The 12197-nt window shown below is 37.0% G+C and carries 10 protein-coding genes; 4 read left to right on the forward strand and 6 right to left on the reverse strand.

Translation table 11 applies throughout. The features are described from left to right. Positions 1-10 precede the first annotated feature (10 nt). The 3 genes from JI747_RS05135 (at position 11) to JI747_RS05145 (ending at position 3690) form a co-directional block, all read left to right on the forward strand. Positions 11-1474 carry a sensor histidine kinase gene (locus tag JI747_RS05135; RefSeq protein WP_225686734.1) on the forward strand — a complete coding sequence of 488 codons (1464 nt, stop codon included), beginning with the start codon at positions 11-13 and terminating at the stop codon, positions 1472-1474. Then, entirely contained in the window at positions 1449-2168 is a 720-nt protein-coding gene (locus JI747_RS05140) for a LytR/AlgR family response regulator transcription factor (RefSeq protein WP_225686735.1), read from the forward strand. Before JI747_RS05135 ends, JI747_RS05140 begins: the two co-directional genes overlap by 26 nt. Before the next feature lie 187 nt (positions 2169-2355). Continuing rightward, entirely contained in the window at positions 2356-3690 is a 1335-nt protein-coding gene (locus JI747_RS05145; RefSeq protein WP_225686736.1) for a T9SS type A sorting domain-containing protein, read from the forward strand. 66 nt (positions 3691-3756) lie between these two features. Here JI747_RS05145 and JI747_RS05150 read toward each other — a convergent pair whose 3' ends face one another. Continuing rightward, complete coding sequence (locus JI747_RS05150) at positions 3757-4539, reverse strand: TIGR00266 family protein (protein WP_225686737.1); 783 nt, start codon at positions 4537-4539, stop codon at positions 3757-3759. Positions 4540-4642: 103 nt separating this feature from the next. Between JI747_RS05150 and JI747_RS05155 the strand changes: the two genes are divergently transcribed. After that, the gene (locus tag JI747_RS05155; RefSeq protein ID WP_225686738.1) at positions 4643-5791 is read left to right on the forward strand and encodes a methionine aminotransferase; all 1149 of its coding nucleotides are present in this window, start codon (positions 4643-4645) and stop codon (positions 5789-5791) included. A 207-nt stretch (positions 5792-5998) separates the two neighbouring features. Here the strand turns inward: JI747_RS05155 and cls are convergent, their stop codons facing one another. From cls to ychF, 5 genes are all read right to left on the reverse strand, one after another. After that, complete coding sequence (cls, locus tag JI747_RS05160; RefSeq protein WP_225686739.1) at positions 5999-7462, reverse strand: cardiolipin synthase; 1464 nt, start codon at positions 7460-7462, stop codon at positions 5999-6001. Between the two features lie 79 nt (positions 7463-7541). Further along, positions 7542-8306, reverse strand: coding sequence for an SDR family NAD(P)-dependent oxidoreductase (locus tag JI747_RS05165; protein ID WP_225686741.1), 765 nt, complete (start codon positions 8304-8306; stop codon positions 7542-7544). Between the two features lie 87 nt (positions 8307-8393). Then, a complete protein-coding gene (locus JI747_RS05170; RefSeq protein WP_225686743.1) occupies positions 8394-9341 on the reverse strand; it encodes a helix-turn-helix domain-containing protein in 948 nt (315 codons plus the stop codon). Between the two features lie 531 nt (positions 9342-9872). After that, positions 9873-10940: a hypothetical protein gene (locus JI747_RS05175; RefSeq protein ID WP_225686745.1), complete on the reverse strand. Its 1068-nt coding sequence runs from the start codon at positions 10938-10940 to the stop codon at positions 9873-9875. A gap of 87 nt (positions 10941-11027) precedes the next feature. Next, entirely contained in the window at positions 11028-12119 is a 1092-nt protein-coding gene (ychF, locus tag JI747_RS05180) for a redox-regulated ATPase YchF (protein WP_225686747.1), read from the reverse strand. Positions 12120-12197 lie beyond the last annotated feature (78 nt).

The raw sequence follows: 12197 nt of genomic DNA on the forward strand, positions 1-12197 counted from the left end.
AGTCCTGTTTTTGAAGGAATATTATTTTACCGATATTAAAAAAATAAATAAAAATCTCTTTATAGGAGCAACCAACACGTATGGAGTTGTTCTTTTCAACAGAAAAGGCATTGTACAGAAAATTACTGAAAACAATGGCCTAATCAGCAATCAAGTAAAGAGAATAGACATTGAATCCCCTACGGTTTTTTGGGCAAGCACCAATTACGGAATATCTAGGATCGAACTAAAAGGAAATAAGATACAAACCAATAATTTCACCCAAACAGACGGGCTTCCTTCTAATGTTGTTGCAGGATCTGTGATCAGAAACGATTCTATTTTTATAGGCACCTCAAGAGGATTAGCTATTTTTTCAATTGAAAGTTTGCTCACACAAAAAAAGTTCATCAACAAGAAGGTAATCATTAATTCTGTAAAAATCGGAGATAAAGAATACTTTGATCTGACTCAAAAGCTGGAAGGTTTTACTCCTGATGATGTGGTTTTCAACCTCAGTTTTCTAGATTACGCTTCGCAAGGAAAAATCAGCTACAAGTATCAAGTGACAGGACTGAGTAATGAATGGCAGGTAAGCAACTCATCAAAAATTATTCTGAATTCTCTCCCTCCAGGCAAGTATATACTTAAGGTTTTTGGATTAAGTTATAATGAAAGACGATCTTATACTTCTACCGATCTTGCTTTTGAAATCAAACCTCATCTCTGGCAAACATGGTGGTTTAAATTGATCATAGTGCTTCTTTTAGTGATGATCATGATTACAGCCAGTGAGCTGTATTCTCATAGAAAACGTAATAAGAAACTTGAAACGCTTAATTATGAGAAAAAGATTGCAGAATTGGAATTACAGGCCATTAAAGCACAGATCAATCCTCATTTTATTTACAATTGCCTCAATTCCATTCAGTTTTTACTGTATAAAAAGGATTATGGGGAAGTAGAAAATTATCTGAATTCTTTCTCACAAATGATCCGGAAAACGCTTCATTATTCAGAGAAAACCTTCATGCCTATACACGAGGAAATGGAGTATCTTTCTTTGTATTTAAATATGGAAAAACTCCGTTCAAAAGATCTATTCGATTATGAGATTTCCTCCTCTGAAACCGTAAATAAAAACTGGAATATTCCCTCTTTACTGATACAGCCTTTTGTAGAAAATGCTATTAAACACGGGATTTCTGGTCTTAAAGACAGAAAAGGCCATATTGGAATTTATTTTGATCATACTGGTTCAACATTAAAGACAACCATTGAAGATAATGGCAAAGGAATTGAAAATCTTTCTGAATCTTTTGCGAAAAAGCATTCCTTTGGGGTAAAGCTGTCTCAAAAAAGGATTGAAACCTTCAAACAGCTTTTTGATACCGAAATTACTTTAGAGGTTATAGATCTTTCAGAACACAACAAACAGGGAACACAAATTAACCTATATATAATAACAAATGAAAACACAAGTGTGCATCATTGATGATGAAAAAGACGGCAGAGAGTATATCGCTTTGCTATTACAAAATGAATTTCCCGAGATCCAAATCGATTTTCAGGCTTCAGGTATTGAAGAAGCATTCATTTATCTTACTAAAAACTCACCGGATATTTTATTCTTAGATATCCAGCTGAATGACGGCACGGCTTTCGACCTGCTGTCAAAATTTAAAGAACTTTCTTCACAGATTATTTTTATCACAGCTTATGAAAATTTTGCCATCCAGGCCATTAAGAACGGCGCTACTGATTATCTTTTGAAGCCTATTAAAAAAATAGATTTCATTATTGCCGTCAACAAAGCTTTGGACAATATGAAAAGAAATAAAACATTTTCATTCAGCACTGCCCAGGATAATAAAATAAGTTTACCTACTCTTCAGGGTTTTAAAATGATTAATATTCCTGATATTGTTCATTGTGAAGCAGATTCCAGCTATACGACCTTTTATCTTGCTGATAAATCGAAAATAATGGTTTCTAAGACACTGCATGAGTTTGAAGAAGTGTTGGCAGACCACAATTTCTTCAGAATACACCACAAGCATCTTATCAATCTTTCTCATTTACAGGAATATATTAAGGGAAAAGGAGGACAGGTTGTAATGAGCGACAACTCTACCCTGAATGTATCTACCCGTAAAAAGAATGATTTTTTAGAAAAACTGAAACTATAAGGTAAATATTTATTTTTTCGATATCCATTTTAAGAAGCTTTCTTACCGGAAGCTTCTTATCTTTTTATACGGTTATGGAAGGATCTTAAGCGGTTACTTTTTTAGAATACGCACTTATTAGATAAAGCAATGTTTCTGTAACGATCTTTTTTACTTTGGTCTCACATTCACATTAAATAATATGATTATGAGAAAAACTTTACCTGAAATTTCAACAAAAGAATATTTCAAACTACTAACCTTAAAGTTTTTATTGGTTTTTGATGCACAAAACCAATCTTTTATGATGAAAAAATATTTCTTAGCATTTTACATGATATTAGGAAGTTTCCTTCTTCATGCACAGGCACCTTGCAGTGACTTCAACTCTACTACCAATCCTGCAGGAAATTGGGTGGCAGCACCTTATCCGGATGGCAATGTATATACCTCTTTTTCTTCGTCTACTCCTGCAGATGGTTCCCAATATTTAGTCCTTGGTGATGGTTCAGGTTCTTCCTGGTATCTCAATACTACCGACTTTAAATATATTGGAGAAATATACCAAGGGCAATGCCTTTCTTTTGATTTTTATCTAAAAGATGACGGTGGATACGGAAGTCCTATTTATCCTACTATAAACCTTTCTGACGGTATCAGTACCATTACATTTGTTTCCAGTACAGCTGTAACGCCCGGAAGCGGATGGATCACTGTAAAAGCACCTATTCAATTTGCTAACGGATCACTTACACCACCGAGTAACGCCTACGGTAGCTGGCAAATGAATGGCTATACACCTGCAGCATTTGACAATGTACTGATGACTGGTACTATATTAGGACTTTGTCCTGACTATTACCCTAGCCCAAGTGAAATTGTGTATTATGACAATATCTGTATCACTGATTGTGGTGGCTGTAGCGCAGATTTTAAACTTACGACTTCTTTTAATACTACGAATCATTCTGCTATTGCTGATCTTTCTATTATCAACCCGTCAATATCTTCCACTCCTGGCAATCCGGGAAGCAGCTATATAGTATCATGGGGAGACGGAGCGATTACAAGCCCTTATATTTTGCCTTCCGTATCTCATACCTACAGCGATCCGGGCAGCTACACGATCTGCGTTACGGAAGTGAAAGAAAAAGAAATCGTCTGTAAAAAATGTATTACTTTCTGTTACAGTGAAAGCGAAGGAAAAACGATAGTTCAAAAATCCAGCACTACCCTTCCTGATTGGAAAAACATTGCAAAAGCAGAACTTGAGAATACAAATGAACTCGCCAGAGAATATGCTCTCATTCCTAATCCTGCAAAAAATTATGTTGATCTGCAAACCAACCTTTCCGCAAAAAGCACAGTGTCTGTGAAGATCATAAGTCTTGTAGGAGAAACTGTTCTGGAAAAGTCTGAAAAGGTAAACAACGGCCGTCAAGCCATCAGGCTTAATACCGAAAAGCTGATTCAAGGGACCTACATTGTAGAAATTCAATCAAACGGAAAAGTAAGTTCACAAAAACTTATCATCTCTAAATAATATTAAATAATGCAAAACAAAAGGCTGTCTTTCGACAGCCTTTCTTTATATCTTAATTTTGAATCATTAATATCCGTCACCATCCAAAAGATTACCCAAACCGCCTAAGATACTTCCCTGTTCTTTATTCTTAGTCGTTCCGTACTGTAAAATTCTGCTGGCCAATCTTGAAATAGGCAAAGTCTGAATCCAAACTTTTCCGGGACCTCTTAGCTGGGCAAAGAATAATCCTTCCCCTCCGAAAATCGTATTTTTGATCCCTCCTACAAACTGAATATCATAATCTACGGTATGGGTAAAAGCAACAATACATCCTGTATCTATTTTCAGGATCTCTCCCGGCTGAAGCTCTTTTTCAATTACGTGTCCTCCACTATGTACAAAGGTCATCCCGTCACCTTCCAGTTTCTGCATGATAAATCCTTCCCCTCCGAAAAGTCCTGTTCCCAGCTTCTTCTGGAATTCAATCCCTACCGTTACCCCTTTCGCAGCACAAAGGAAACTGTCTTTCTGACAGATTACTTTACCTCCAAGTTCGCTCAGATCAAAAGGAATGATTTTCCCGGTATAAGGAGCGGCAAAAGTGACGTGTCTTTTATCTGAAGAAGTATTCGTAAATACGGTCATAAAAAGATTCTCTCCGGTAAGCATTCTCTTTCCCGCAGAAAACAGCTTCCCCATCAGTCCCTTTTCTGTTCCGTCTCCAAATAAGGTTTCCATTTGTATCCCGTCTTTCATCATCATAAAACTTCCCGGCTCTGCAATCACGCTTTCTCTTGGATCCAGCTCAATTTCCACACATTGCATTTCTTCCCCGTAAATTTTATAATCTATTTCATGATTAATCATAGTGTTCAAAGTAATTTAAAGTTATTCGCTACAATATTAACATTTTTTACATTCCGTTTTGAAAAAATAAATTAAATTCGGTGTGATTAAAAAATTCAAGTTCATGATTCAACTTCCTTTATCTAAACTTTCCAATATCGGAACCACTATATTCAGCCAGATGACGCAGCTTGCCAATGAAAATGAAGCCATCAATCTATCACAGGGATTCCCGGATTTTATGCCCGATGCTGAGCTCCTGAATTATGTAGATCATTTTATCAAAAAAGGATTCAATCAGTATGCTCCTATGGGAGGAATGATCGGTTTAAAGGAAGAAATTGCAAGGAAAATTGAAAACGCTCATCAGGCAATATATCATCCTGATACAGAAATAACGGTTACTGCGGGCGGAACACAGGCTATTTTCACCGCTATTGCCACCTTTGTAAAAAAAGAGGATGAGGTCATTATTTTTGAACCGGCTTATGACTGCTATGAACCTACCGTTGAACTTTTCGGAGGAATTGTAAAACGTTTTGAAATGAAAGCCCCTGATTATGAGATCGACTGGAATATCGTTAAGAATCTGGTTTCAGATAAAACCAAAATGATAATCCTGAACAATCCTAACAACCCTTCAGGAAAGATCTTAAAAGAAAAAGACATTCAGGAATTAATAAACATCGTAAAGGGAACTTCAATTCTGATTCTGAGCGATGAGGTGTATGAAAATATCGTTTTCGATGGAAAGCAGCATTTAAGTATCTGTAAATACCCTGAATTAAAAGAAAGAAGCCTTTTGGTAGCCTCGTTCGGAAAACTGTTTCACGTGACGGGCTGGAAAGTCGGTTACTGCGCAGCTCCTAAAAACCTGACCGATGAATTCAGAAAGATTCATCAGTTCAATGTTTTTTCTGTTAACACACCTATTCAACTGGCTTTAGCAGAGTATATGAAAAATGATGAGCATTATAATCAGCTGAATCAGTTTTTTCAGGAAAAGAGAGACTTTTTAAGACAGGGACTGGCAACCACCTCTTTTGAGCTTTTAGATTGCGAAGGAACATATTTCCAGGCTTTGAAGTATGATAAGATCTCTGATAAAAACGATTTCGACTTCGCCAGTGAATTAACGATCAGTCATAAAGTGGCAAGTGTTCCGTTCTCTTCCTTCTATAAAAACAAGCTGAATGAGCACGTCATCCGTCTGTGTTTTGCCAAAAAGCAGGAAACACTGGAAAAAGCCATTGAAAACCTTGCTAAGATATAATACTGTTTAAACTTTTTATTTAACCACAAAAGGCACAAAAGATGTATATAATCCATTTAATGGTAATCATTAGGCTGAAAAAGAACGCCTAAATCTTTAAAAATATTTGATTTTTATCCTTTTGAGTACTTTCAGTATCTCATAGCATCTGTATCAATAGCTTTTGTGGTTAATTTTAATAGTAGTTTAAACATACTTATAATCAAACTACATCAATGGAGAAAAAAGCCTTGCCAAATGCTCAAAAAAGACTTTAGCCTTTGGTCTTTTTCTCCATTCACTTAATGACAGCTCTGTACAGTCTTTCATATCTTCAAGGAATACAGCTTCCAATTTTTGATTCGTTTCCTGATCAAAGATTAGGGTGTTCACTTCAAAGTTCAGCTCCTGGCTCCGCACATCCATATTTGCAGTTCCAACGCTTGAAAAATCATTGTCCACGATCATTGTTTTCGCATGAATAAATCCTTTTTTATAAAAAAATATACGGACTTTATTTTCCATAAGCTCTTCGTAATAAGAATACGCAGCTGAATTTACCATGATAGAATCTCCTTTTTCGGGAACCATCAGTCTTACATCCAGCCCGGCCTGTGCAACCTGTTTTATGGCATTTAAAATCGTTTCTACAGGAATGAAATAAGGAGTTACAATATAAACCCTTTTCTTTGCCGCTAAAATAGCCGAGCTCGTACTCATCATGATAACCGGAGTCGTATCCGGACCACTTGCAGCGACCTGCACCAGCTTATTTCCCTCGTACTCTTCATGATAATCGAAATAGTCTTTAGACAATTGAGGTATTTTTTCCGTAGCAAACACCCAGTTGGTAAGAAAAAGGAACTGAAAATAAAATGCAGAATTCCCTTTGAGATAAAGATGAATATCCCTCCAGTACTGCTTCGAATTGGGATTGATATATTTATCCGAAACATTGATCCCGCCAGTGAACACTTCCTTACCGTCTATAATGATGATCTTTCGGTGATCCCTGTAATTCACTCTGTTTGCTAAAAGCCTGAATGTAATTGTATTCACTGGAGAAACCTTAATTCCCGCATCTCTAAGTTTCCTGATCATCTTCTTTCCGATCTTTCCGCTTCCCATTGCATCATATAAAAAACGGATGATAAGTCCTTCTTTAGCTTTCAGGATAAGCAGGTCGGCTAACTGATTACCAACCGTATCATTCTCATAAATATAATACTCCAGGTGGATATGATGCTTAGCCTTGCGGATACAGTCAAACACCTTGGCAAACTTTTCTTCTCCGTTCACCAGGATTTGCACTTCGTTTTTTGAGGACAGAGGAGAATAGGCAGCATTATAAAGGAAATTGATGGTGGTGATATACTCTTTCAGCCGATCTTCGTTTGCCTGTACCGAGTCCTGATGGGTCGTTTCGATATAATTATGAATATCCTTGTAGATCTCTTCATTGATCTCAAACTTAAAATTGTAGAATTTGTTCTTCCTGTAGTTCACCCCGAAAACAAAATAGATCACGATTCCTGCCACGGGAATAAAAATAATCAGCAGAAGATACGCCAGAGTCTTGCTCGTAGTTTTCGTATCCATAATGATCTTGGCTGCAAGAAGAATAACAGCAGCAAAATAGATGACTTCTGCAATGAGCAGCACATACGGGAACTGATCTAAAAACTCTTTCATCATAAGGATATGACAACCCTGTTTTTACATTGACCTAATAAAGATATAAAAAAAGCGGTAGAAAACTACCGCCTGTTTTTTAAAAGAACATTCCTCCCGAAACTTCTATCCTTTGAGCATTGATCCAGCCTGCTTCCTCCGTACACAGAAAAGCAACTACCCCTCCGATGTCATCCGGCAAACCTGCTCTTCCTAAAGCCGTATTTCCTGCTACAATGGCATTCACATGCTCATCATCCCTTGTTCTTCCGCCTCCGAAATCAGTTTCGATAGCTCCCGGAGCAACAGCATTAGCCTTAATCTTTCTTGCTCCCAATTCCTTCGCCATATATTTCGTCAGCATTTCAACTCCGGCTTTCATTGATCCGTAAACCGAAGACCCCGGTAAAGCAAACCTTGCCAGTCCTGAAGAAACATTTATAATTCCACCTCCGTTATTAATGAAAGGTAAAAACTTCTGAGTCAGGAAAAATACCCCTTTGAAGTGAATATCTACCATATCGTCCAGCTGTTCTTCAGTAACTTCAGTGATCGGTGAATACAGAGCAGTTCCCGCATTATTGACTAAGTAATCAATGTTACGGCTTCCTGTATTTTCTTCCAGATGATCTCCTACCTGCTTTATAAAAGCATCAAAACTTTTGATATCTTTGGTATCGAGCTGATAAGCGATTGCTTTTCTTCCCAACGCCTGAATTTCTTCTACAACATGATCAGCTTCTTCCTTACTGCTTTTATACGTAATGATGACGTCTAGTCCTTTTTGCGCGATTTTCAGTGCTGAGTTTTTTCCTAGTCCGCGGCTCCCTCCGGTTACCAATGCGATTTTTGTTCTTGTTTCCATTTATTGTTTGTTTTTGATGGTACAAAGTTCTGACAATTCAGGGATGATGTGTTTGCTCGAATCAAACTGAAATTTGCAAAATTCAAATCATGAACGAAATTCCAGCGGAGCCAGTGACGTTTTCTTTTTAAAGAAATTCGAAAAATGGGCTATTTGTTCAAAACCTAAAGAGTAAGCAATTTCTGAAACATTCCATTTCGTCTGCTTCAAAAGTATTTTGGCTTCCTGCACAATTCTTTCAGCAATGATTTCAGTTGTCGTTTTCCCGGTGCTTTCCTTTAATTTTTTATTCAGATAATTAACGTGCACAGACAGCCTGTCTGCATAGTCCTTTGCGCTTTTCAACTGCAGTCTCTGATCTGAATTCTCAATTGGAAACTGCCTCTCCAGCAGCTCTATAAACAATGAAACCACCCGCAGTGAAGCGTCATTCGAGGTTGATAATTTAGAGGCCGGCTGTAGTTTCTGACCGTAGTGAATCAGCTCCAGCACATAGTTCCTGATCAGGTCATATTTAAAGATATAATCCGAATCGATCTCTTTTTTGATCCTGCCATACAGATGCTCTATCTCATCGGCAAGCTCATCATCAATTTCAAACAAAGGAATATTCCCCGGCTGAAAAATCGGTAGGTCTTCAAGCGTACTGTGAGACTTGTCCTTTATAAAGAAATCTTCCGTAAATACACAAAAACTCCCCGACTGATGCGGATCTTCCGGCACCCAGTGATAAGGAACTTTAGGTGTAGCAAACAGTAAAGCATTCTTTTCGATCTGGATGATCTTATCGGCATATTCCGCACGGTTACGTCCTCGGATGAGGCTTATCTTATAATATTTCCTTCTGTTATAAGGCATTTCAGCCGTCGTCTTTACCCTTTCAATGGTCTGTGCTATATCAAATACATTAAAATGACCAATGTCTTTATGCAGCCCTTTCGGAAAGATCGTTTCTATATCCGTTCCCAGTTTTGCTGTCATTTCCTTGTAGAAATCATCCAGCGAAGTATATGAAGTATGGGCGGTTGTTTCCATAATGTCGATTTGTAAAAATCAAATGTACAAAATAAATACAATTAACATCTCAGGTTATTTTTTAGGCGGCTATATACCATTTTACACCATTGTCATTCTGACGAAGGAAGAATCTCATAATAGCTTAGATTCTTCATTTCACTGCGTTACATTCAGAATGACAGAATCATCATAATAAAGACAGCAGAATGAATGTAAAATTGTATATAATTATCTTTGGCGACTATACAATTTTACACCATTGTCATTCTGACGAAGGAAGAATCTCATGATAGCTTAGATTCTTCATTTCACTGCGTTGCATTCAGAATGACAGAGTCGGTAGAATGAAGACAGCGGAATGAATGTAAAATTATATCTAATTATCTTTGGCGGCTATATACCATTTTACACCATTGTCATTCTGACGAAGGAAGAATCTCATGATAGCTTAGATTCTTCATTTCACTGTGTTGCATTCAGAATGACAGAGTCAGCAGAATGAAGACAGCAGAATGAATGTAAAATTGTATATAATTATCTTTTTTAATTCTAAATCACAATTCCTCCTATCATTTCCAGCACCCACTTCCCCTCTTTATATTCAGCTGCATAATCATTCTGATAACTGCTTCCCGACTTTGAAATATAAAATCTATTGGCATTATTCGGGTCTCTTTTCATGTTGGAGACGCCGTTTCTCGTCACATCCGTTATTCTCGTATAATAGGTTCTTTTCTTATCATCTTTAGAGATAAAAAGAACTCTCATTTCAGGGCTGATCTGATGAAAATAGTCACAGTCACTCTTAAATACTTCAAAAGTATAATGACTTTTTTTAAAATCTATATCTTCGGCATAAGAAGGCAGCAGCAAAGTATAAAGCTCTGAAAACTTATTCTTTTCAGATTTAAATAGCGGATTCATATCCTCAAAATCATTGATTCCATCACCGTCAGTGTCTTTGTTATCAGGATTTAAAGCAAAAGCCTCTTCAAAAATATCATTATAACCGTCCTGATCAGAATCTTTCATCAAATCATCCAGTTTTATTTTGAATAACTTTCCGTCTTCAATAGCCGAATAATCATCGTATCCCGGCAGACCGGGAACCTTAATGATTTTCACCAAACTTCCTTCAAACTGCAGATACCCATCTTTAATGATAGGCTTTTCCTGAATGTCATTGATATAATAATGACTGAAACTTAATCCTAAAAAATAAGCAGAAGGCTTATCATTTTCGATTTTCAGCAGCCAAAATCCTAGTTCGCTACTTCCTAATGCGTACAAAATGGTTCCATCCCGATAGTACCCTGAATATGAAAAATAGTCCGGAAACTTTTCATTAAAGAGTTTATATTTTTCTTTGTTGGCCTTTACTTTTTCTTCAGAAAATCCATCCCTAAATTCCAGACTGTCTTTTTTAAAGCTTCTGTATTCTTTAAGATCTATAATCTGAAGATATTCCGGTTTTTTCTCAAGAATTTCCTTCACCGTGTAAGGCTTTTTCTCAACATATACAGGCTTTTCTTCTTTGGTAATAAAACAATGCTCTTCAATATTATTTTTCGAACATGAAACGACTAAAGCAAAAGCAATAAAATATAAAATCCTCATCTATTAAAAGTTTCACAGAGGAATGCAAAAAGCGCTCCCAAAATACATCGGAAGCGCTTTTCATTTATAACTAACTTTAATATTTTCTTATACGTTGAATCTAAAGTGCATGATGTCTCCATCTTTCACGATATATTCTTTACCTTCTACAGAAAGTTTTCCGGCTTCTTTTACTTTCGCTTCAGATCCGTACTGCATATAATCATCATACTTGATCACTTCTGCACGGATGAACCCTTTTTCAAAGTCTGTGTGAATCACACCAGCCGCTTGAGGAGCCGTCCAGCCCTGTCCGATCGTCCACGCTCTTACTTCTTTAACTCCTGCCGTAAAATACGTCTGAAGTTTTAATAGGTCGTACGCTTTTCTGATCAGACGGTTTACTCCCGGTTCTGTAAGACCTAATTCTTCAAGGAAGATCTCTCTTTCCTCAAAAGTCTCCAGTTCATTGATATCTGCTTCGATCTGAGCGGCCAATACTACGGTTTCAGCACCTTCTCCTTTCGCCATTTCTTCAATTTTACCAATCCACTCGTTTCCGTTCTTAATAGAATTTTCATCTACATTACAAACGTAAAGAACCGGCTTATTGGTCAGCAACTGTACTTCACCGATCACTGATGCTGTAAAATCATCTGTTGCAAATTCTCTGGCATTTCTACCATCCTCAAGATGTTTCTGAAGATTCTGAAGTGTTTCATACGTCAGAATATCCTCTTTCTTTCCGGATTTGATGAATTTTTTAGCTTTCTCCACTGCTTTCCCTACTGTTTCAAGGTCTTTCAGCTGAAGTTCAATATCAATAATTTCTTTATCTCTTAACGGATCTACCGAACCTTCTACGTGAATGATATTACCGTTGTCAAAGCATCTTAGAACGTGGATGATCGCTTCACACTCACGAATGTTCGCCAAGAACTGGTTTCCTAACCCCTCTCCTTTACTTGCTCCTTTTACAAGACCTGCAATATCAACAATCTCAACAACAGCTGGTAAAACTCTCTCGGGTTTTACGATTTTTTCCAGTTCAAACAATCTCTGATCCGGTACAGAAACCGTTCCTAAGTTCGGTTCAATGGTACAGAAAGGATAGTTTGCAGACTGTGCTTTTGCGTTGCTCAGACAGTTAAAAAGAGTTGATTTACCTACATTCGGTAAGCCTACGATTCCACATTTCATATTGTAAAATTCTAAGTTTAAGGTTTAAAGTTCAATGCAAAAAAACTTTAAACATTGAACATTGAATTTTAAGTGTGC

The organism is Chryseobacterium tagetis (assembly GCF_016735585.2).
Lineage (GTDB): Bacteria > Bacteroidota > Bacteroidia > Flavobacteriales > Weeksellaceae > Chryseobacterium > Chryseobacterium tagetis.

Coding starts and splice junctions, on each gene's coding strand:
- JI747_RS05140 (WP_225686735.1), top strand. CDS start 1,449: ATGAAAACACAAGTGTGCATCATTGATGATGAAAAAGACGGCAGAGAG.
- JI747_RS05145 (WP_225686736.1), top strand. CDS start 2,356: ATGAGAAAAACTTTACCTGAAATTTCAACAAAAGAATATTTCAAACTA.
- JI747_RS05150 (WP_225686737.1), bottom strand. CDS start 4,539: ATGATTAATCATGAAATAGATTATAAAATTTACGGGGAAGAAATGCAA.
- JI747_RS05155 (WP_225686738.1), top strand. CDS start 4,643: ATGATTCAACTTCCTTTATCTAAACTTTCCAATATCGGAACCACTATA.
- cls (WP_225686739.1), bottom strand. CDS start 7,462: ATGAAAGAGTTTTTAGATCAGTTCCCGTATGTGCTGCTCATTGCAGAA.
- JI747_RS05165 (WP_225686741.1), bottom strand. CDS start 8,306: ATGGAAACAAGAACAAAAATCGCATTGGTAACCGGAGGGAGCCGCGGA.
- JI747_RS05170 (WP_225686743.1), bottom strand. CDS start 9,341: ATGGAAACAACCGCCCATACTTCATATACTTCGCTGGATGATTTCTAC.
- JI747_RS05175 (WP_225686745.1), bottom strand. CDS start 10,940: ATGAGGATTTTATATTTTATTGCTTTTGCTTTAGTCGTTTCATGTTCG.
- ychF (WP_225686747.1), bottom strand. CDS start 12,119: ATGAAATGTGGAATCGTAGGCTTACCGAATGTAGGTAAATCAACTCTT.